Genomic DNA, 19186 nt, shown 5'->3' with positions numbered 1-19186 from the left:
TATGCAAGCCGCTTTGAAGGCGACCTCGAAGCCCGATCTCGCCGTCGATCGCGACTGGTGGCGGGGCGCGGTGATCTACCAGATCTATCCGCGCTCCTTCCAGGACTCCAATGGCGACGGCATCGGCGACCTCAAGGGCATCATCCGCAGGCTGCCCTACATCGCCTCGCTCGGCGTCGACGCCATCTGGATTTCGCCCTTCTTCAAGTCGCCGATGAAGGATTTCGGCTACGACGTCTCGGACTATTGCGACGTCGACCCGATGTTCGGGACGCTCGCCGATTTCGACGCGCTGGTTGCGGAAGCCCATCACCTCGGCCTCAAGGTGATGATCGACGAGGTGCTGTCGCACACCGCCGACAACCATCCATGGTTCAAGGAGAGCCGCGCCAGCCGCGGCAATCCGAAGGCCGACTGGTATGTCTGGGCCGACGCCAGGCCGGACGGCACGCCGCCCAACAACTGGCTGTCGATCTTCGGCGGCTCGGCCTGGCAGTGGGACACCAGCCGCCAGCAATATTATCTGCATAATTTCCTGTCCGAGCAGCCGGACCTCAACTTCCACAATCTGGAAGTCCAGGACGCGCTGCTCGACGTCACCCGCTTCTGGCTGGAGCGCGGCGTCGACGGCTTCCGCCTCGACACCATCAATTTCTACTTCCACAGCCAGGGGCTGGAGAACAATCCGCCGCTGCCGCCCGAAGAGCGCAACGACCAGACAGCACCTGCGGTCAATCCCTACAACTACCAGGACCATATCTACGACAAGAGCCGGCCGGAAAACCTTGCCTTCCTCGAACGGTTCCGGGCGCTGCTCGACGAATATCCGGCGGCCGCCGCGGTCGGCGAAGTCGGCGATTCGCAGCGTGGGCTGGAAGTGGTCGCCGCCTACACCGCCGGCGGCAAACGCGTCCACATGTGTTATTCCTTCGATTTCCTGGCGCCGGAAAAGATCAGCGCCGCCAAGGTGCGCCAGGTGCTGGAAGCCTTCGGCAAGGTCGCCAGCGACGGCTGGTCGTGCTGGGCCTTTTCCAACCACGACGTGATGCGTCCGGCCTCGCGCTGGGCCGCCGACGAGGCCGACCCGGCCGCCTATCTGAAGGTTATCTCGGCGCTGCTGATGTCGCTGCGCGGTTCGGTCTGCCTCTATCAGGGAGAGGAGCTTGGGCTGGGCGAAGCCGAGTTGCAGTTCGAGGATCTGCAGGACCCCTACGGCATTCGCTTCTGGCCCGAATTCAAGGGCCGCGACGGCTGCCGCACGCCGATGGTGTGGGATGCAACCGCCAGCAATGCCGGCTTTTCGACGGCCAAGCCCTGGCTGCCGGTGCCGGGCAAGCACTTGTCGCAAGCGGTCAATGTTCAGCAGGGCGACGCGGCCTCGCTGCTCGAGCACTACCGGCGCTTTCTCGGTTTCCGCCGCCAGCATCCGGCCCTGGCCAAAGGCGACATCGAGTTCATCGAAAGCGAGGGCGACACCGTCGCCTTCACCCGCCGTGAGGGCAATGAGCAGATCGTCTGCGTCTTCAATCTGGCCAGCAAGCCGGCCGAGGTCGATCTCGGTGGTCAGGCGCTGCTGCCATTGGCCGGGCACGGTTTTTCGGGACAATCCGGCACAGGTTCCATCCGCCTCGGCGGCTACGGCGCCTGGTTCGGGCGCATCGACTGAGTTTTTGACGAAACTGGATTTTTTGAGGAAATCCAGGTTCTCTAGGGAAATCACTGGGAGGAAATTATGGCCGATGTCACGCTGAGACAGGTGAAGAAATCATACGGCAATCTGCACATTCTCCACGGCATCGACCTCGACATAAAGTCGGGCGAGTTCATCGTCTTCGTCGGCCCGTCGGGTTGCGGCAAGTCGACCTTGCTGCGGTCCATCGCCGGGCTTGAGGAGATCACCTCCGGCGAGCTGAAGATCGCCGGCGAGGTGGTGAACGACGTGCCGCCTTCCAAGCGCGGCATTGCCATGGTGTTCCAGTCCTATGCGCTCTATCCGCACATGACCGTCTACGACAACATGGCCTTCTCGATGAAGATCGGCAAGGAAAGCAAGGCCGAAATCGACAAGCGGGTGCGGCAGGCCGCCGAAATCCTGCAGCTGACCAAATATCTCGACCGCCTGCCCAAGGCGATGTCGGGCGGCCAGCGCCAGCGTGTCGCGATCGGTCGCGCCATCGTGCGCAATCCGAAAGTGTTCCTGTTCGACGAGCCGCTGTCGAATCTCGACGCGGCGCTGCGCGTCGCGACCCGCATCGAGATCGCCAAGCTCAAGGAATCGATGCCTGCCACGACCATGATCTACGTCACCCACGATCAGGTCGAAGCGATGACGCTCGCCGACCGCATCGTCGTGCTGAAGGATGGCCATATCGAGCAGGTCGGCACGCCGATGGACCTCTACAAGAAGCCCGGCAATCTGTTCGTTGCCCAGTTCATCGGCTCGCCGGCCATGAACATCCTGCCGGCGACAATCGACAGGACGGGCAACCCGACAATCGTCAGCCATGTCGGCGGCCGCAAGGCAACGGTGCCGATCGCAACGCCGGCGTCAGCCAAGGGTGCGGCAGTCAGCTTCGGCGTGCGGCCGGAGGATCTGTCGGCCGCCACCGGCGCGGAATATCTTTTCGAGGGCGTGGTGGACTATGTCGAGCAACTCGGCGAGGTGCAGCTTGTCTATGTCGATATCGGCCGCGCTGACCTGCCGTTGGTGACCAAGCTGCCCGGCAATGTCGAGGTCAAGCGCGGGGCAAAGCTGCGACTGACCGCGGATGCCGGGGACCTGCACATCTTCGACGCCGATGGGCACTCCTTCTCGCTCAAGCCGGTGGAAGTGAAGGCGGCTTGAGATAGCTGCGTCGTACAGGCATGAAAAAAGAGCGGCGGGCCAGGCCCGCCGCTCTTTTTTTAAGCTTCGGCTGTTAGTTGTTGCCGAACCGATCCCTGTCGCTGCTCTGAGGAACGAACTTCTGTTGGTCGTTCGACGAGTTCAGCAGCTTGTAGACCGCCGAGTTGGTGCCGGTCGACGAAGTGCGGGTGGTGTCGACGGCAGCGGCCGGCTGGTTGGCGCCATTGGAGCCATAATTGTCGCTGCCGGCAAAGGCAGCGCTCGAAACAGCCAGAACGGCTGCGGTGGCAAGAACGATCTTCTTCATTTTAGTCTCCTGAATTTTTCTGATGCCGCCAGCTGCAGCGGATAAGCCCGCCACGTGCTGGAAACCGGCTTTTAGCGGCCGAAAAGGTTACGGTCGGCACCGTGGGCAGGCGCCTGCTCGGCTGCAGCCGACTTCTCAACCGAAGCGGTGTGGCCGCTGTCGGTCGACGTAACCGCTGGCTGGTTGGCGCCGTTGGAACCGTAGTTGTCGCTGCCGGCGAAAGCGCTGCCGGAGATGGCCAAAACGGCGGCGGCAGCAAGGATGAGCTTTTTCATTTTCAAACACTCCTGAATTTTTTGGGATCCCGAGAGCGACGGGTTAGCCGCTCTCCTTTGGTCGGGATCAGCGATTGCCGTAGAGGTCGCGGTCGGCACCCTGAACGACAGGCTGCTTGTCAGCGTGCGCCGGCTTCTGAATGGAAGCCGTATACGAGCTGTCGACCGAGACGGCTGGCTGGTTCGCACCATTGGAACCGTAATTGTCGCTACCGGCGAAGGCGCTGCCCGTGATCGCCAAAACGGCTGCGGCAGTGAGGATGATCTTTTTCATTTTTAGGACTCCAGTTTGTCTGTCCGTCTAGCGGCGTGTCTTGGGAGGAATTCGCGTCGTTCGGACAGCCCCGATGTGGGAAAGCCATAGGCTGGTTTCCAATCACGAAGTTGTTCCGTGTGGACCACGGTCCTGCACCTTGAAATTGTGCCAGGAAGTTCCTCTATGGTCATTTATCGCATTGTTTTCAGTTGCTTATTTCGAACCGAGTGGTTCGCTCCGGTGTCGGTTTCCGGGCCGTCGTTCACACCGTCCTGCACGCATTGTCAACAGAAACGAACCGTTCGGTTCGATTAGAGATTGCTAATAGTAACTTTTCGATACCGTTGAGCCCTTTTGCCCCCGATCGAACTGGATCCGCAGCGATTCGAAACGGCGATGATGGCGTCGCAAGAAACGTCTCAGCTCTTTGACCGGCGGCGGGGGGCGTATGCCGCGCGTGTCGCGCCGCATGGATATGATGTCGCTTTCATGCCGACGTCGCGATCGCTGCCGTGATTAGATGATCGCATCTCAGGTGCCGCTTCGTGACGACGCAGCGGAGAATTGGGAAGCCGGTCAGAATCCGGCGCTGCCCCCGCAACGGTGGTGGAGTTCAAGTCGCAACGGGAGACCACTGGGCAGCAGCCTGGGAAGGTGTCGCGATGGTCCGCAAGGACAACTCCAGAGCCCGGAAACCAGCCCGAGATGCATAGACTCGACTGATCGCGGTGGGCGGTCAAGAGGTGGATAGTGCATGTCCGGCGCCGCGCCGGCCTGCGTCCGATCCTTCCTCCATCACCACCAAGTTCAGTCCTTAAACCACGAGGACAGAACTATGGATACGCGCAACGACATGCTGAGGCTCCTGAACGGCCGCAAGCAAGGCTTTTCGCTGGAACAGCCCTTCTACACCGACCCGGACTATTTCAAGCTCGACATGGAGCTTATCTGGTATCGCGACTGGCTGTTCATCGGCCATGATTGCGAACTGCCGAAGCCCGGCAGCTATATCACCGTGCAGATCGGCGATTATCCGGTGGTGCTGGTCCGCGACCAGAAGGGCAACATCAACGCCTTTCACAATTCCTGCCGCCATCGCGGCAGCCGTGTCTGCAACACTGAGAAGGGCATGGCGGCAAAGCTTGTCTGCCCCTATCACCAGTGGACCTACGAGCTTGACGGCCGGCTGCTGTTTGCCCGCCAGATGGCCGACGGTTTCGACAAGAGCCAGTTCGGCCTGAAGCCCGTCGCCTGCGAGAGCGTCGGCGGCTACATCTTCATCTGCCTGGCGAAAGAACCTGCCGACTTTGCCCCGATGCGCGCCATGATAGAGCCCTACCTCAAGCCGCACCAGCTGAATGAAGCCAAGGTCGCCTTCGAGAGCACCATCATCGAGAAGGGCAACTGGAAGCTGGTCTGGGAAAACAACCGCGAATGCTATCACTGCGCCGGCAATCATCCGGAGCTGTGCAAGACATTCCCCGAAGCGCCGACGGTGACCGGCGTGCAGGGCGCCGACAGCGATCCGGAGATGCTGGCGCACTGGGCGAAATGCGAGGCGGCGGGCCTGCCGAGCAAGTTCCGCATCGATCCGGCCGGGCAATACCGCGCCACCCGCGCGCCGCTGCTGCGCGATGCCGTCAGCTACACGATGTCGGGAAAGCGCGCGGTGACGAAGAACCTGTCCGACACTGTTGCCGCCGACCGCATCGGCACCTTGATGCACTACCACTATCCGACGACCTGGAACCACATACTGATCGACCATGCGGTCACCTTCCGGGTGCTGCCGATCAGCGCCACCGAAACCGCGGTGACGACCAAGTGGCTGGTGCACAAGGATGCGGTCGAGGGGGTCGACTACAACCTTGAGGAGCTCACCCATGTCTGGACCGAGACCAACGACCAGGACCGCCGCATCGTCGAGGAAAACGCCTTTGGCATCCTGTCTCCGGCCTATGAGCCCGGCCCCTATTCGGAGCTGCACGAGGGCGGCGTGATCCAGTTCGTCGAATGGTACGCGGCCTTCATCGGCCCGCGCCTTGCCGAAGGCGGCCGGCCGGCGCTGCGCAGCGTCGCGTGAGCTGGAGCAGGCGAAGAGGGACCAGAGGATGAATGCGATGACGGATCTTGGGCTCTATCGCCATCTTGACCAGATGGCGCCGTGGAACGATAGGCTGCAGGCGCTGGAAGTGATCGGCGTCAGCGACGAGGCGCCTGACGTCAAGACCTTCACCTTCCGCTCCGACAACCAGACCTGGTTCCGCTACAAGCCGGGCCAGTTCTTGACGCTGGAACTGCCGACACCGGACGGGCCGCTGATGCGCACCTACACGCTGTCGTCATCGCCATCGCGGCCCTTTTCGATCGCGGTGACGATCAAGGCGCAGGCCGGCAGCATCGGCACGCGCTGGATGTTCGACCATCTGGCACCCGGCTCGCATGTCAAGGCCTATGGACCGGCGGGCGACTTCTCGTTGCACAGCCACCCGGCGGCCAAATACCTGTTCATTTCGGCTGGCTCCGGCGTGACGCCGATGATGTCGATGCTGCGCTGGCTGAACGACTGCGCGCCATGGACCGATGTCGGTTTCGTCAACTGCGCGCGGCGTGCCGAAGAGATCATCTTCCGCAAGGAACTCGAACTGCTCGGCGGCCATATGCCCGGCTTGTCGCTCGGCTTCATGATCGAGGAACGTTCCAGCCGCGAAGGCTGGTACGGCCATATGGGCCGCATCGATGCGATCCGGCTGCCCTTGCTGGCTCCGGATTTCCGCGAGCGCGAAATCTTCTGCTGCGGCCCCGATCCGTTCATGCGCGCCGTGCGCGGCATGCTGGATGCCGCCGGCTTCGACATGACGAAATACCATCAGGAGAGCTTTGCCGCGCCTGTGGTGGAGGAAATTCCGGCGCCGTTTGCCTCCCCGGTCGAGGACGGCATCGCTGCACCTGTCGAAGCCGTGACGCCGATCCGCTTCTCGCTTTCGGAGGTCGACGCCGGCTGCGTCGCCGGCCAGACCGTGCTGCAGACCGCGCGCAGCTCGGGCGTGCGGATTCCCGCCGCCTGCGAGTTCGGCCTGTGCGGCACCTGCAAGGTGAAGAAGGTCTCCGGCGAAGTCGAGATGAGCCACAATGGCGGCATCCTCGACCACGAGATCGATGACGGTTTCATCCTTGCCTGCTGCTCGAAACCGTTGTCGGCGCTCGAAATCGAGGCTTGAGCCGGTCGACTTCGCCGCAACGGTCGCCGACGCAGGCGTTGTGTTCGCGGGTCTTTGTCTTGCCAAGCATAGGCCGAGTGATTTAGACGCACTTAGGAAGGGCTGGGCAGACCGTGAAGCCGGCGCATCCCTTCAGGGCGCATGGGACGGGGGACAGAGCGATGCAACAGCGGGTCTACGCGGTCGCAAGCAAGGACATCGTTTTCGAATCATTCGATGGCGAAGCCGTCGTTCTCGATCTTTCGAGCGGCAAGTATTTCGGCTTTTCCGATTCCGGCAGCCGGGTCTGGCAGGCTTTGTCGTCCGGCGTCGCCACTGAAGCACTGGTCGGAGCTGCCGCGGGCGCCGCAAAAACAAGCCTGGCCGACCTCGAAAGCTTCGTTGCCCGACTGCTCGATTTCGGGTTGCTTGCGCCAGCCGAAACACCGGCACAACCGCTTTCGGGCGAGCTGTCGGCTGCGCTTGCTGCCAGCAATGAGCCGCTCAAGGTCGATGTCCATGACGACCTTGCCGATCTCATCATTGTCGACCCGATCCATGAGGTTGAGGAACCTCTCGGCTGGCCGGCGGTGAAACAGGCATAATCGTTTCCCTAAAGCGCGTCGCGTTTGAACGGACTCAGGCGACGCGGTTTAGATCTTTGATTTTATGCATGTCGTCGTCTCAAAACCGGGGCCACCCCGAGCGACATGCATCAGGCGACCCGGCGCAATTCTGGACGCTGAACAACCAACACATGCCTTTGATCACGCTGCAAACCCTGCCGGATTATGCCCGCCATGTGCTGGCGGCCGCGGAAAGCGCCGCCGCCTTCTATCCCGTTACCGCCAGCGTGCGGTTGCCGGGACTGGAGCTGAGTGTCCACCTCGACCATGGCACGCTGGCGGAAGCCATGAGCCATGCCTTCATACCGGCCCCGGAAAATCCGTCTGCATCTGACGGCTGCCGCATTTTCGTCGCCCACCCGGGCATCGATGGCGTCCTCGCCCCGGCCACCTGGAGCCGAGGCGATTACAACCATCATGCCTTTGCCAACCGGCTGGAAGAGGCCGGATTGCGCGGCAGCTACTATCATGACCTCGATTTCTGGCAGTTCCATGATCCGCAACGCCATGTCGGGGCGCAGCTGATGATGGCGGCCGAGGCCTTTCCGCCATGGGAACAGGCGGCGCCGCTGCGCGCCTTCCTGCATTGGGAATATGCGGCGCGCGGCATGCGGCTTACCCATGCCGGCACGCTGGGCATCGATGGCAAGGGCGTGTTGCTGGCGGGCTCCGGGGGAGCCGGAAAATCGGGAACGGTCGTCGCCGGCCTGCTCAATGGGCTCGATAGCGTCGGCGACGACTATGTGCTGATCGACCGGACCGGGGGGGTGACGGCCTATCCGCTGTTTGCCACGCTCAAGCAGGATCCGGAGGGCTTCAAGCGGCTGAAGCTGGAGGAGCGGCTAAAGTCGTACCAACCGCTGAACTGGCAAGGCAAGCATGCCTTTCACATCGACGAGATCGCGCCTCGACCAACTCCTGCAAGTCTGGACATTATTGCTTTAATAGTGCCCCATATCAGGGGAGGTGCGAGAAGCTCGGTCATGCCCATATCGCGCAAGGATGCCATGATCGCCTTGGCGCCGTCAGGAATCGTGCAGATGCCGGGCGAGCGGGAAGCGGGCTTTCGCTTTTTCGGCGAGCTTACCCGCGATCTGCCATGCTACCGGCTGTTGCTGGGGACCGAGCCGCGCGAGATCGCCAGCACGATTGCGGATTTCGTCCTTCGGGGCGCTGCATGAAGTTGAGCGTCATCGTGCCGGTCTACAATCGGGAGATCTATGTCGTTTCGACGTTGCGGTCCCTGCTCAGGCAACGCGACGATGCCGATCTCGATATCATCGTTGTCGACGACGGCTCGACGGACAGCTCCGTTGAAGCCGTCCGCGCCATCATGCGGGAAGCGTCGTGCATCCGCCTGTTCCAGCAGGCCAACCAGGGCGTGGCCAACGCGCGCAACACAGGGCTGAAGCAGTTGCTGCCGCAAACCGAACTGGTGTCGTTCCTGGATTCGGACGACGTCTCGCCGGCTGGACGATTCAAGGCTGACCTACCCCTGTTCGCGGCCGACCCTGCGCTCGAGCTGACCTACTCGCTGATGACGCGCGTCGATCTCATGGACGACGAAGCCCTGCAGCCGGCACCGGGCGGCGCAGGTCCCACCGTGCGCGGCGTCAGCCTTAGCGCCGGGGTATTCCGCAGGGCACTCATCGACCGTGCTGGTGCTTTCGACGAGGAGTTCCGGCAGGGGGAAGACGCCGACTATCTTCTGCGCATTTTCGAAACCAGCCCGAAGCACATTTTTCCCGACACCGTCGCGGTATACTACCGGCGCCACCCCGGCAATTTGACCAAGCAAAGGGATGTGGCGGTGCGCGAATACCTACGTGTAATTCAGAAATCCTTGCGGCGGCGCAAGGCCGATCCGTCGCGGCGCCCGGTCGAGGGGCTTTTCGAGATCAAGCGCCCGGCAGAGTGGTGAAACAATGAACAGATCACAGCCTGGGATGCGTGCGTGAAGCTGAGCGTGATCATGCCGGTCTACAACCGCGAACGCCATGTCGGCTCGGCGCTGCGCTCGCTGCTGAGGCAGCGCGATGCCGCCGATCTCGACATCATCGTTATCGATGACGGTTCGACCGACAGTTCGGTGGCGGTCGTGCGCTCGCTGATCGCGGAGGCGCCGTGCATTCGCCTTTTCCAGCAGCAGAATGCCGGGGTGACGCGGGCACGCAACGCGGGCTTGCGGCAATTGCTGCCGCAGACCGGGCTGGTATCGTTTCTCGATTCCGACGACATTTCCCCGCCGGGCCGCTTCAAGGCGGATCTGGCCTGTTTCGACGCAGACCCCACCCTCGAGCTCACCTATTCGCGCATGACGCTGGTCGACGACATAGATGACGATACGCTGGAGCCGACAGCCGACAGCCACTCGGTGACGGTTCGCGGCATTCACCTGTCTCCCGCTATCTTCGTCCGGCGGTTGGTCGAACGCATCGGCAGCTTCGACGAGGATTTCCACCAGGCCGAGGACACCGACTATCTGCTGCGCACTTTCGAAAGCGGGCCGAAATTCACGATGCCCGACACTGTTGCGCTCTATTACCGGCGCCATCCCGGCAACATGACCAGGCAGGCCGATGTTCCTTTTCGCGAATTCATGCGCGCCGTCTACAAGTCGATGAAACGGCGCGAGGCCGACCGCTCCTTGCACCCTGTCGACGGCATCTTCGATTTCAAGGAACTTGCGAATTGGCGTTTCCTGTGATGGCCAGCTACGGCGTCGTCATTCCGGCCTTCAACGCGACCGCCACCATCGCCGAGACGCTGCGATCGGTCGCGGCCCAGACGATCCAGCCCGACGCCATAATCGTCGTCGATGACGGCTCGACCGACGATACGGTCGCGGTGGTCAATGCGCTGGGCATGCCGGTGCAGGTGTTGCGCCAGGACAATGCCGGACCAGGCAGCGCCACCACCAGGGGCATCGCCGCGCTGGCGACGCCCTTCGTCGCCACGCTCGATGCGGACGATCTGTGGCTGCCGACCAAGATCGAAAGGCAGCTGGAGCATTTCGAGCGGTTTCCCGCGACGGCAGGAGTCTTTGCCCACTGGCGGACGTTTCGCGATGACAAGCCCGATGTGCAACAGGACGTGGCGGTGGCGGGCTGGTCGCGCACGACGATGATGATCCGCCGGGAGGTAGCCGAGGCCGTCGGTCCGATCATCGACCCGCAAGGCGGTCGCGGCGACATGGTCGACTGGATCGCCCGTGCCCGCGAGGCGGGCTTTGCGCTTGCCATGCTCGACGATGTCCTGACCTTGCGCCGCATCCGGCCCGACAGCATGTCCTATGGACGCGACCCCGTGCGCGACCGCGGTTATGTCGAAGTCGTAAGGCTGGCCATGCAAAGGCGAGCAGCGAAAAAGGCGAGCGCCGACTGATGGCCAATGCCATGCGCCGTATCGGCCGTCGGTTTCCGGACTATGGTTGGTCATGGCCAACTGGCGGACTCGACCAGCTGCTGAAGGCCGCATTGCTGCCCGATGAAGAAGCGGCAGGGCGTTACGCGGCGCGCTGGCTCGACGAGAACGATATCGACCATGCTGCTTTCCGCGAGCATCGGCTGCTGGCCGCGATCTCCGACAGGTTCGGCCGCAAGCTGGCTGGGCATCCGGCCTATCCACGTCTTGTCGGCCTGCAAAAGATGCTGTGGACCAAATCGCGACTGGCTGCGCGCGAGGCCGAGCCGGCGCTACAGGCCATGATCGACGCCGGCTGCGCGGTGATGCTTATCAAAGGCGCCAGCCGCATCGCCGTCAACGCGTCGGCGCAGCGCGGCCGGGTGGCGCATGACATCGACATACTGGTGCGCTCGCAGGCCATGATTGCCGCCTTCGATGTGCTTAGCGAACGCGACTGGCAGATCGCCACCGGCGTCAGTCCGCAATATCTGCGCACCAGGCTGGCGTCCTTGCGTTCGATGAATTTTTTCAAGGGCAGTTTCGGCGACATCGACCTGCACCAGCTCGCTTATGACGGGTCGCAGCAAAGCGCGGAAGATGATCTGGCGATCTGGCAGCGGGCGCTGTCAGCCGATTTCAATGGCGTCCGCGTGCTTGTTCCCTCTCCGGCCGACCGCATGGCGCTCGCCATCGCACATGGCGGCCTCGATGCCCACACCCACAGCGACTGGCTGGTCGACTGCGCCGTCGCCATCGAGGGCGACGAGGTCGACTGGGACGTGTTCGCCGATATCGTCGCCAGGCGCCACCTGGCCGTAGCCGCGGCGGTGGCGCTGTCCTACCTCAGCCTGGAAATCGGCATTGCAGTGCCGCCGGCTGAACTGGCACGGACGGTTGCGAACGCCGATCACGCCGGCCTGTCGCGCTGGTCCTCGGTGCTGCAGGCCAAGCCGCGCACCGATTTCGGCGGTCTCGTCTGGCTGTCGCGCGGCTTTGCCAAGCAGTTGCGCCTGAAACGCAAGAAGGGCCGACTGCAGCATCCGACGCCTGCTGCCGTCTGGCGCGGCAGGCCGACATTGCGCAAGGCAAGAGCGACGCCGGAACCGTTCGCGCTTTCTCAGGCCCTGCCGCGTCCGGACAGGACTGGAGAGATGATGCTGGACGTCACCGTCAGGATCGTCGTTCCGCCAGTCCGCCGCCGCATCGAGATGGAAATCAATGCCGGCAGCGGTCACGTCGCCCGCTTGCGTTCCATGGTGATCAGCCGCGCCGGCGGCGGACGTGTGCTGCGCTTTCGCGGCAAGGTAACGGTGGACGACACCGGCCGGCCTCTGGTGATCGAGGCACGGCCATCGCGCCAGTTCCGCAACTGGGACAATGAGGCCGAAGTCGCCGCCTATGGCGCGCTGCCGTTCCAATTGCTGTCGGCAAGGTTTTCACCCGCCTGAGAGCGGGTCGCTGTTTCCATGAAACATTGAACCACTGTGGCCCTCTCAGACGCCATAGCGCTCGGTGCGGATGATTTCCGCTGATATGCCGGCATCGATCAGCGCCTGGGCAGCCGCCGAGACGAAGGCGTTCGACCCGCAGACGAAGGCGAGCGCCGGCGGCCGCGGCAGCCGCGTGAGCGCCTGCATGACCATTGCCGTGTCGATGCGCCTCGAATAGTCGGACGGGCGCCGTGCCGCCTCGCGCGTCAGCGTCAGCACCAGCTCGAACCCGTCGCCGCGGTCGCCGAGGCCGATCAGCTCGTCGCGGAAGATCACCTCGTCCCAGACCCGCACCGAAAACATCAGCGCCACCGGCACCGCCGATTTGCGCAAGGCTCGATGCCGCACCATCGCCATCAGCGGCACCACGCCGGAGCCGCCGCCGACCAGAAGCAGCGGCCCGCCATCCCCATCGGACCAGACGAAATGGCCGCCGAGCGGCCCGCGCAGTTCGATCTCGTCACCGACCGCGGCGATGTCGTGGAAGAAGGGCGAGACTTCACCGTCGTCGAGCCGCTCGATCGCCAGCTCGATCGTGGCGCCGCTCTCCGGCGCCGAGGCGATGGAATAGGAGCGGCGCGCCTGGTAGCCGTCAGGCGCAGTCAGCCTGACATCGACATGCTGTCCGGCGCGATAGGCGAATGGCCGTGACAGCGCGAAGAAGAAACTGGTGACGCGTGGCGTCCGCTTTTCGATCCGGGTGATTTTCGCCGTCTGCCAGGGAGATTGCGGCGCTTCGCTCATGGATCGCCGCTATAGCGCTGCTCGCGCCACGGGTCGCCATAGATGTGATAGCCGCGCAATTCCCAGAAGCCCGGCTCGTCGCGCTCGGTGAACTGCAGCCCGTTCAGCCATTTAGCCGATTTCCAGAAATAGAGATGCGGCACCAGGAGCCGCGCCGGGCCGCCATGGTCGGCAGTGATTGGCTTGCCTTCATAAAGCAGCGCCACCATCGCCTTCCCCGCGGTGAGATCCTTGGCCGGCACGTTGGTGGTATAGCCGTCATAGCCATGCGCCAGCAGGAAGCCGGTCGGCGCTTCGATGCCGGCATCGGCAAGGATGTCGTCGACCAGCACGCCTTGCCAGGCGGTATCGAACTTGGTCCAGGCGGTAACGCAATGGATGTCGCGCGTCATCTTGGTCAAGGGCAGCGCGTTGAACTCGGCCCAGTTCCATTTCTTGATCGGGCGTGGCCCGTGCTTGAGCGTGAACGACCAGTCCTCGGTGCGCACGCGCGGCGTCGGCCCCGCCGACAGCACTGGAAAGCCCTGTTCGAGATACTGACCGGGCGGAATGCGCGCATCGGTCTCCGTCGGAGGCTTTCGACCGGAGGAAAAACCGCGAGTGACCATCGAACCGTCCGTTTTTAGCAGGCCATTGCCGGCCTGCCGTAATGTTCTCGAAGATGTCGCGGCGGGCAACGGGAATTTTGGCGGGGCCGTGCGGCAGGCCTGCCGATCGTTCAGCGAGCCCGCCGAATCATGTCTCAACCGGCGGCGAAGGGTACGGCGACGAAGATTTGCGCGTCGCCCCGGTCGACCAAAAGCAGCACCGACTTCCGGCCCGATCTGCCGGGCTCGGCGATCGCCTGGTTGGCTTACCGCGCATTCCGCACCGGCGACTGGTCGACGGCGACGATGACGTCGCCCGGCTGCAGGTCCGCATTGGCGGCTGCCTTGTCCGGATTGACGCGCTCGACCACGGCGCCACGCTGGTTCCAATCACAATGTCGTCAGCGGCCTTCGTTGCGCCTGAGATAGGCTGTGGCGATCTCGCGCATCCGGTCGCCGTCGAAGCTCGGCCCATGGCCGCCATGGCCGAGGCGAACAGGCAGGTCAAGGAGCCGCTGCATGGTACGGCGATAATCAGGCCGGCAGGAATCCGGCAGGTCGTCGATCAGCATGGAATCGTAGATGGCGTCGCCGGCAAAGAACAACCCGTCCGTCTCTTCGAACAAAGCGATCGAATCCGGCGAATGTCCGGGCAGATGCAGGACGCGGAACTGCCGGTCGCCGAGGTCGACGATGTCGCCCTCGTCCAGCGTGCGCGTCAGCGGCGCCGGCGGGATCTTGTAGTCGGCCGCCGTCCAGCCCGGCGCCGGCAATTTCGAAACGGCGCCGTCGAGATTGCAAAACATGTAGGCGTAGGTCACTGCCTCATTCATGGTCTCGAAATGCTCGGCACTGTGCCGCGGCCCGGCGCGCAGCGGAAACTCGTGCAGCGAGCCGACATGGTCGAGATGGATGTGGGTGGCGACAACGATGAGCGGCTTGCCCTCGGGCGTGTCGATCTCAGGCGCCAGCGGGCAGATGCCCATGCCGGTGTCGACCAGCAGGTCGGCGTCGCGTCCCCTGAAATGCCAGATGTTGGCGCGCACGAAATCATGCACGAACGGCTCGGTCAGCATCGTCGTGCGGTCGTCGATGATCGTCTTGCCGAACCAGTCGCCGACAACGCGCTCGCCACCAAAACGGGTGCCGCCAAAACGGCCGCCCATCAGACGAAGGGCTTTCCCACCTTGTATTTTTCCGGCACCAGCCGCTTCAGGTAAGCCATGCCCGCTTCCGACAGCTGGTTGACATCGGGCTTCATGAAATCGTCGGGCATATGGCGCGTCTTGCCGGCGACGTTCTTCAGCGGCACCTTCTTCAGCACGGTTTTCGTGCCGTCATATTGCAGCGCCACCGAGCCACCGCCTTCGCCGGCAACGGCAACCGCGAAGGCGCCGGCGTCGAAAGCCTCCCGCGCGTCGACGGCGCTGATCGCGCCGACATAGCCGCGCGGCATGTAGCCAAGCGCATCGACGCGGGCGCGCTTGCCCGACAGGCCTTCGGCGAGCGCACGTTCCAGAGCTGACGGCAGGTCGCTGCCCGACAGTTTGACGTTGCCATGCGCGTCGCGCTCGAGCTTGTCCGGCGGCACCAGGCTTTCGACCAGCGCCTTGCCGTCGGCGGTGCTGACTCCTTCGGAGACGGCGACGATGCAACGCTTGTGGCGGTCGAGCGTGGCGCGCACGTCGTCGATGAAACCGGCGGCGGAGAACGGCCGTTCCGGCACGTAGACCAGATGCGGGCCGCTGTCGGGATCGAGCTGCCAGGCTGCAGCCGCCGCGGTGAGGAAGCCGGCATGCCGACCCATTACGATGCCGACATAGATGCCGGGCAATGCGCGGAAATCGAGATCGACGGACAGGAACGCGCCGGCGACGAATTCGGCCGCCGAGATGAAGCCCGGCGTGTGGTCGTTTTCCTCGAGGTCGTTGTCGATGGTTTTTGGCGCATGGACGAAAGCGATGCTGCCGCCGGCTGCGTCGGTCAGAATCTGCTGCGTGCCCGACGTGTCGTTGCCGCCGATATAGATGAAGGCGTCCGCGCCGGCCTTCTTCAGGCCCTTGAGGATGACCTCGCAATAGGCAGCGTCGGGCTTGTCGCGTGTCGAGCCGAGCGCGGCACTCGGCGTGCCGGCGATCAGCCGCAGCCGGTCCTCTGGGATGGCGGAGAGGTCGACATAGTTGCCGTCACGAATGCCGCGCACGCCGTGGAGCGAGCCCAGCACCTTGGCGCCGGGATGGCGCTTGCGGACTTCCAGCGTGGCCCCGACAACCGTCTGGTTGATGACGGCGGTCGGGCCGCCGCCCTGTGCGATGACAAACGTTCCAGCCATGCTCGATCTCTCCCGGCGCTGTGGTTTTCAAGGCACCTTGGCCTAGCTTGCCGCATCGCGCAACGGGAGTTTCCAGCGGCGCCAAACCGCCGCACAGGATCAGACGACCACGACCGGGTTCTTCTTGGAAACGCGGCTGTAGAGGTCGATGATATCCTGGTTGATCAGGCGCACGCAGCCCGACGACATCGCCTGGCCAATGCTCGCCCATTCCGGCGAACCGTGTATGCGGTAGCCGGTGTCCTTGCCGTCCTGGTAGATGTAGAGGGCGCGTGCGCCGAGCGGGTTGGTGAGGCCACCGGGCTGGCCGTTTTGCCATTTCACCAGTTCCGGCTTGCGCTGGATCATCTCCGGCGGCGGCGTCCAGGTCGGCCATTCCTTGCCGTACTGGATGTTGGCGCGGCCGGACCAGCGGAAGCCGTCCTTGCCGATGCCGACGCCGTAGCGAATGGCGTCGCCGCCCTCCTGCACCAGATAGAGCTTTCGCTCCTGCAGATGGACGACAATGGTGCCGGGCGCCTCGCCGGTCTCGTTGACGACGATCTGGCGGCGGAACTCCGGCTTGACCTTCTGATAGGGCACAGCCGGCACTTCGAAGCCGCCATCGTTGAGTGAGGCGTACATGACATCGGGGCCGGTGATGTTCTTGTCGACGCTGATCGCCGGACGGATCGGCCGCACCGAGCCGGTGACCGTGTCATCCAGCTGGAATTGCGGCAACTCGAGCGTCGAAGTGCTGCAGCCGGCCATGCCGAGCAGCGTCATGGCGCCGGCCCCTGACAGGACGAAGCGGCGGGAATAGAGATGTTCGGTCTCGTTTGCGTCGCCATTTGCTGGCGGCGTCACATTCTGCGGCAACTCACGCATACCCAAACCCTACGCTGTCGGCGGGAAACACGGTCCGGCCGGATAGCAGGCAGTTTCGCCAAACATGGTTGAAAAAGGGTGAAGGCCCAACGACCGGCATTAAACCTGTGCCGCCAATAGCCGCAGCGGTCGGGCGAAATGGTCCGCCGTGCATTTTTGGGAGAGGGCCCTTTACATTCCTCCGCACACGAGGATTTATCCTTTTCTTTGCCCTCAAGGAGACAAAGATGTCGTTCGAAAACTGGGCCGCCTTCGCCGCCGCCTCCGCCGTGCTGCTCATCATTCCGGGCCCGACCATTCTTCTGGTCGTGTCCTATGCGCTGGGCCAGGGCTGGCGCACCGCCTTGCCGATGGCCGTCGGCGTGGCGCTGGGCGACTTCACCGCCATGACCCTGTCGATGCTGGGCATCGGCGCGCTGCTGGCGGCGTCGGCGACCGTGTTCACCATTCTGAAGCTGATCGGCGCCTGCTATCTGATCTATCTCGGGGTAAAACTGTTTCGCGCCGGCGGCGCGCTCAAAGCCGAACCACGCACAGATGCCGTCTCGGCCGCCAAGATGATGGCGCACGCCTGGCTGGTCACCGCACTCAACCCGAAGAGCATCACCTTCTTCGTCGCCTTCCTGCCGCAGTTCCTCAATCGGGAAGCCGATTTCTGGACACAGATGCTGATCTTCGAAACGACCTTCCTGGCGCTCGCCTTCGCCAATGCCTTCGGCTACGCGCTGATCGCGGCGCGCGCCCGCAACGTCGTACGCAACCCCAAGGCAATCCGCATCTTCAACCGCACCGGCGGCACGCTGCTGGTCGGCGCCGGAATCGCCACGGTGGCGATGCGCTCGGGCAATTAGGAACTGCGGAGCATCAGGGCCGACATGGCAGTAAGAGATCCATTCGGCCTAATGTTTTCGGGCGCGACCGAAGCCGGGTTTTCACCCTACTGCCAGGCCGTTCATGAATTGCAATGCTTCGTCGGCGACCCGGTCGGCTCCGTTGACCGCGCCATATCCGCGGATCCCGGTTTCGTCATGGCGCATGTCTTCAAGGGGTATCTGTTCGGCCTCGCCACCGAACGCGAGGCAACGGCGGTCGCCCAGGCGTGCCATGCTGCGGCACTGCCGCTTGCCGCGACGCCGCGCGAACAGGCGCATGTGGCGGCCCTTGGCCACCTTGCCGAGGGACGCTGGCATGACGCCGCGCGCCTGCTCGAAGATATCGCCATCGACAACCCGCTCGACGCGGTGGCGTTGCAGGTCGGCCACCAGATCGACTTCTTCACCGGCAATGCCCGCATGCTGCGCGACCGTATCAGCCGCGCGCTGCCGTCCTGGCAGAGCGGCATGCCAGGTTACCACGCCATTCTCGGTATGCAGGCCTTCGGTCTCGAGGAGATGGGCGACTATATCAGAGCCGAAAATTTCGGCCGACAGGCGATCGAGATCGAGCCGCGAGACGGCTGGGCGCAGCATGCGGTCGCCCATGTCATGGAGATGCAGAGCCGGCAACGGGACGGTATCGCCTGGATGCGCGCCAATCCCGAGGCGTGGACCAAAGAGAGCTTCCTGCAGGTGCACAATTGGTGGCATCTGGCGCTGTTCCACTACGACCTCGGCGAAACCGACGAAGTGCTCAAGCTTTATGACGGCCCGATCTATGGTGCCCGCTCTGCCCTGGCGCTCAACATGGTCGACGCCTCGGCGATCCTGTGGCGGCTTTATCTCGGCGGTGTCGATGTCGGCGACCGCTGGGCAGCGCTCGCCGCCAATTGGGCGCCGAAGGCTGGAGCCGGCAACTACGCCTTCAACGATGCGCATGCGATGATGGCATTCGTCGGCGCCGGGCTCGTAGCGCCGGCCAAGATCTTGCTCGAAGCCCAGCACGAGGCGATGCGCGGCAGCGACGACAATGTCGCCTTTACCCGGGATGTCGGCCAGCCACTGACGGAAGGCATCAAGGCATTCGGCGAGGGAAATTACAGCGAAGCGGTGCGCTTGATCCGACCGATCCGCGCCATTGCCCATCGCTTTGGCGGCAGCCACGCCCAGCGCGATGTGATTGATCTCACGCTGATCGAGGCGGCGTTGCGCGCCGGTGACCCAGCGCTTGCCCGGGCGTTGACGGCCGAGCGCGCACTGGCCCGGCCGGACAGTCCGCTTTCGGCGCTGTTTTCGCAACGCGCCGCCAATTTGTTAGAGAATTGACCCGCGGCGGATCTTGTTTTAAAAACTGGCAAGCCAGATTTTTTCGAGACC

Annotated in this window: 20 protein-coding genes, 1 pseudogene and 1 riboswitch; of the genes and pseudogenes, 12 read left to right on the top strand and 9 right to left on the bottom strand. The window is 63.5% G+C overall.

Going from position 1 to position 19186, the window contains the following annotated elements; genetic code table 11:
- The first annotated feature begins 1 nt into the window (after position 1).
- Positions 2-1666 (top strand): beta-galactosidase BglA, encoded by a 1665-nt coding sequence (gene bglA / locus NKJ78_RS24465; protein WP_352459301.1) that lies wholly within the window; start codon positions 2-4, stop codon positions 1664-1666.
- A gap of 66 nt (positions 1667-1732) precedes the next feature.
- Complete coding sequence (locus tag NKJ78_RS24460) at positions 1733-2845, top strand: ABC transporter ATP-binding protein (RefSeq protein WP_023668888.1); 1113 nt, start codon at positions 1733-1735, stop codon at positions 2843-2845.
- Between the two features lie 73 nt (positions 2846-2918).
- Here the strand turns inward: NKJ78_RS24460 and NKJ78_RS24455 are convergent, their stop codons facing one another.
- The 3 genes from NKJ78_RS24455 to NKJ78_RS24445 all read right to left on the bottom strand — a co-directional run bounded on the left by NKJ78_RS24455 (position 2919) and on the right by NKJ78_RS24445 (position 3701).
- On the bottom strand, positions 2919-3152 hold the full coding sequence (locus NKJ78_RS24455; protein WP_023715518.1) for a DUF680 domain-containing protein: 234 nt from the start codon (positions 3150-3152) through the stop codon (positions 2919-2921).
- A gap of 71 nt (positions 3153-3223) precedes the next feature.
- Positions 3224-3427 (bottom strand): DUF680 domain-containing protein, encoded by a 204-nt coding sequence (locus tag NKJ78_RS24450; RefSeq protein WP_352459300.1) that lies wholly within the window; start codon positions 3425-3427, stop codon positions 3224-3226.
- A 67-nt stretch (positions 3428-3494) separates the two neighbouring features.
- Positions 3495-3701: a DUF680 domain-containing protein gene (locus NKJ78_RS24445; protein WP_023668885.1), complete on the bottom strand. Its 207-nt coding sequence runs from the start codon at positions 3699-3701 to the stop codon at positions 3495-3497.
- Between the two features lie 498 nt (positions 3702-4199).
- A riboswitch (cobalamin riboswitch) is annotated at positions 4200-4401 on the top strand.
- Between the two features lie 117 nt (positions 4402-4518).
- Here NKJ78_RS24445 and NKJ78_RS24440 point away from each other — a divergent pair.
- The 8 genes from NKJ78_RS24440 (at position 4519) to NKJ78_RS24405 (ending at position 12362) form a co-directional block, all read left to right on the top strand.
- Positions 4519-5766, top strand: coding sequence for an aromatic ring-hydroxylating oxygenase subunit alpha (locus tag NKJ78_RS24440; protein ID WP_352459299.1), 1248 nt, complete (start codon positions 4519-4521; stop codon positions 5764-5766).
- A gap of 37 nt (positions 5767-5803) precedes the next feature.
- Positions 5804-6904 carry an FAD-binding oxidoreductase gene (locus tag NKJ78_RS24435; protein WP_023826454.1) on the top strand — a complete coding sequence of 367 codons (1101 nt, stop codon included), beginning with the start codon at positions 5804-5806 and terminating at the stop codon, positions 6902-6904.
- A gap of 161 nt (positions 6905-7065) precedes the next feature.
- A complete protein-coding gene (locus NKJ78_RS24430; protein WP_023826455.1) occupies positions 7066-7488 on the top strand; it encodes a PqqD family protein in 423 nt (140 codons plus the stop codon).
- A gap of 152 nt (positions 7489-7640) precedes the next feature.
- Positions 7641-8690 (top strand): serine kinase, encoded by a 1050-nt coding sequence (locus tag NKJ78_RS24425; protein WP_352459298.1) that lies wholly within the window; start codon positions 7641-7643, stop codon positions 8688-8690.
- Positions 8687-9430, top strand: a complete 744-nt coding sequence (locus NKJ78_RS24420) for a glycosyltransferase family 2 protein (RefSeq protein ID WP_023738044.1) — start codon at positions 8687-8689, stop codon at positions 9428-9430. Before NKJ78_RS24425 ends, NKJ78_RS24420 begins: the two co-directional genes overlap by 4 nt.
- A gap of 33 nt (positions 9431-9463) precedes the next feature.
- A complete protein-coding gene (locus NKJ78_RS24415) occupies positions 9464-10216 on the top strand; it encodes a glycosyltransferase family 2 protein (RefSeq protein ID WP_023684291.1) in 753 nt (250 codons plus the stop codon).
- Positions 10201-10893: a glycosyltransferase family 2 protein gene (locus NKJ78_RS24410; protein ID WP_245260381.1), complete on the top strand. Its 693-nt coding sequence runs from the start codon at positions 10201-10203 to the stop codon at positions 10891-10893. The genes NKJ78_RS24415 and NKJ78_RS24410 overlap by 16 nt, the downstream gene beginning before the upstream one ends.
- Positions 10893-12362 carry a nucleotidyltransferase family protein gene (locus tag NKJ78_RS24405; RefSeq protein ID WP_023738046.1) on the top strand — a complete coding sequence of 490 codons (1470 nt, stop codon included), beginning with the start codon at positions 10893-10895 and terminating at the stop codon, positions 12360-12362. The genes NKJ78_RS24410 and NKJ78_RS24405 overlap by 1 nt, the downstream gene beginning before the upstream one ends.
- Positions 12363-12407: 45 nt before the next feature.
- Here the strand turns inward: NKJ78_RS24405 and NKJ78_RS24400 are convergent, their stop codons facing one another.
- From NKJ78_RS24400 to NKJ78_RS24375, 6 genes and pseudogenes are all read right to left on the bottom strand, one after another.
- Complete coding sequence (locus NKJ78_RS24400) at positions 12408-13148, bottom strand: FAD-binding oxidoreductase (RefSeq protein WP_023738047.1); 741 nt, start codon at positions 13146-13148, stop codon at positions 12408-12410.
- A complete protein-coding gene (locus NKJ78_RS24395; protein WP_023684287.1) occupies positions 13145-13756 on the bottom strand; it encodes a sulfite oxidase-like oxidoreductase in 612 nt (203 codons plus the stop codon). Before NKJ78_RS24395 ends, NKJ78_RS24400 begins: the two co-directional genes overlap by 4 nt.
- Before the next feature lie 134 nt (positions 13757-13890).
- Positions 13891-14112 (bottom strand): annotated as a pseudogene (locus NKJ78_RS24390) (PDZ domain-containing protein); the annotation flags it as partial.
- 24 nt (positions 14113-14136) lie between these two features.
- Positions 14137-14901, bottom strand: a complete 765-nt coding sequence (locus NKJ78_RS24385; RefSeq protein WP_050593106.1) for an MBL fold metallo-hydrolase — start codon at positions 14899-14901, stop codon at positions 14137-14139.
- Positions 14901-16067, bottom strand: a complete 1167-nt coding sequence (locus NKJ78_RS24380; protein WP_023738050.1) for a diphosphate--fructose-6-phosphate 1-phosphotransferase — start codon at positions 16065-16067, stop codon at positions 14901-14903. The genes NKJ78_RS24385 and NKJ78_RS24380 overlap by 1 nt, the downstream gene beginning before the upstream one ends.
- Before the next feature lie 99 nt (positions 16068-16166).
- A complete protein-coding gene (locus NKJ78_RS24375; RefSeq protein WP_023738051.1) occupies positions 16167-16934 on the bottom strand; it encodes a L,D-transpeptidase in 768 nt (255 codons plus the stop codon).
- Between the two features lie 227 nt (positions 16935-17161).
- Here NKJ78_RS24375 and NKJ78_RS24370 point away from each other — a divergent pair, with 227 nt between their 5' ends.
- Positions 17162-17785, top strand: coding sequence for a LysE family translocator (locus tag NKJ78_RS24370; RefSeq protein ID WP_023738052.1), 624 nt, complete (start codon positions 17162-17164; stop codon positions 17783-17785).
- Between the two features lie 24 nt (positions 17786-17809).
- The gene (locus NKJ78_RS24365; RefSeq protein ID WP_352459297.1) at positions 17810-19135 is read left to right on the top strand and encodes a tetratricopeptide repeat protein; all 1326 of its coding nucleotides are present in this window, start codon (positions 17810-17812) and stop codon (positions 19133-19135) included.
- The last annotated feature ends 51 nt before the right edge of the window (positions 19136-19186 follow it).

Origin of the sequence: Mesorhizobium sp. M0037 (genome assembly GCF_040323635.1) — a bacterium.
Classification (GTDB): Bacteria; Pseudomonadota; Alphaproteobacteria; order Rhizobiales; family Rhizobiaceae; genus Mesorhizobium.
Note: the sequence above shows the minus strand (reverse complement) of the source record. Positions and strands in the feature narration are given on the sequence as shown.

What these genes read in the sequence shown, in the direction of transcription:
- bglA (WP_352459301.1), top strand. Translation starts at nt 2, where the DNA reads ATGCAAGCCGCTTTGAAGGCGACCTCGAAGCCCGATCTCGCCGTCGAT.
- NKJ78_RS24460 (WP_023668888.1), top strand. Translation starts at nt 1,733, where the DNA reads ATGGCCGATGTCACGCTGAGACAGGTGAAGAAATCATACGGCAATCTG.
- NKJ78_RS24455 (WP_023715518.1), bottom strand. Translation starts at nt 3,152, where the DNA reads ATGAAGAAGATCGTTCTTGCCACCGCAGCCGTTCTGGCTGTTTCGAGC.
- NKJ78_RS24450 (WP_352459300.1), bottom strand. Translation starts at nt 3,427, where the DNA reads ATGAAAAAGCTCATCCTTGCTGCCGCCGCCGTTTTGGCCATCTCCGGC.
- NKJ78_RS24445 (WP_023668885.1), bottom strand. Translation starts at nt 3,701, where the DNA reads ATGAAAAAGATCATCCTCACTGCCGCAGCCGTTTTGGCGATCACGGGC.
- NKJ78_RS24440 (WP_352459299.1), top strand. Translation starts at nt 4,519, where the DNA reads ATGGATACGCGCAACGACATGCTGAGGCTCCTGAACGGCCGCAAGCAA.
- NKJ78_RS24435 (WP_023826454.1), top strand. Translation starts at nt 5,804, where the DNA reads ATGACGGATCTTGGGCTCTATCGCCATCTTGACCAGATGGCGCCGTGG.
- NKJ78_RS24430 (WP_023826455.1), top strand. Translation starts at nt 7,066, where the DNA reads ATGCAACAGCGGGTCTACGCGGTCGCAAGCAAGGACATCGTTTTCGAA.
- NKJ78_RS24425 (WP_352459298.1), top strand. Translation starts at nt 7,641, where the DNA reads ATGCCTTTGATCACGCTGCAAACCCTGCCGGATTATGCCCGCCATGTG.
- NKJ78_RS24420 (WP_023738044.1), top strand. Translation starts at nt 8,687, where the DNA reads ATGAAGTTGAGCGTCATCGTGCCGGTCTACAATCGGGAGATCTATGTC.
- NKJ78_RS24405 (WP_023738046.1), top strand. Translation starts at nt 10,893, where the DNA reads ATGGCCAATGCCATGCGCCGTATCGGCCGTCGGTTTCCGGACTATGGT.
- NKJ78_RS24400 (WP_023738047.1), bottom strand. Translation starts at nt 13,148, where the DNA reads ATGAGCGAAGCGCCGCAATCTCCCTGGCAGACGGCGAAAATCACCCGG.
- NKJ78_RS24395 (WP_023684287.1), bottom strand. Translation starts at nt 13,756, where the DNA reads ATGGTCACTCGCGGTTTTTCCTCCGGTCGAAAGCCTCCGACGGAGACC.
- NKJ78_RS24385 (WP_050593106.1), bottom strand. Translation starts at nt 14,901, where the DNA reads ATGGGCGGCCGTTTTGGCGGCACCCGTTTTGGTGGCGAGCGCGTTGTC.
- NKJ78_RS24380 (WP_023738050.1), bottom strand. Translation starts at nt 16,067, where the DNA reads ATGGCTGGAACGTTTGTCATCGCACAGGGCGGCGGCCCGACCGCCGTC.
- NKJ78_RS24375 (WP_023738051.1), bottom strand. Translation starts at nt 16,934, where the DNA reads ATGCGTGAGTTGCCGCAGAATGTGACGCCGCCAGCAAATGGCGACGCA.
- NKJ78_RS24370 (WP_023738052.1), top strand. Translation starts at nt 17,162, where the DNA reads ATGTCGTTCGAAAACTGGGCCGCCTTCGCCGCCGCCTCCGCCGTGCTG.
- NKJ78_RS24365 (WP_352459297.1), top strand. Translation starts at nt 17,810, where the DNA reads ATGGCAGTAAGAGATCCATTCGGCCTAATGTTTTCGGGCGCGACCGAA.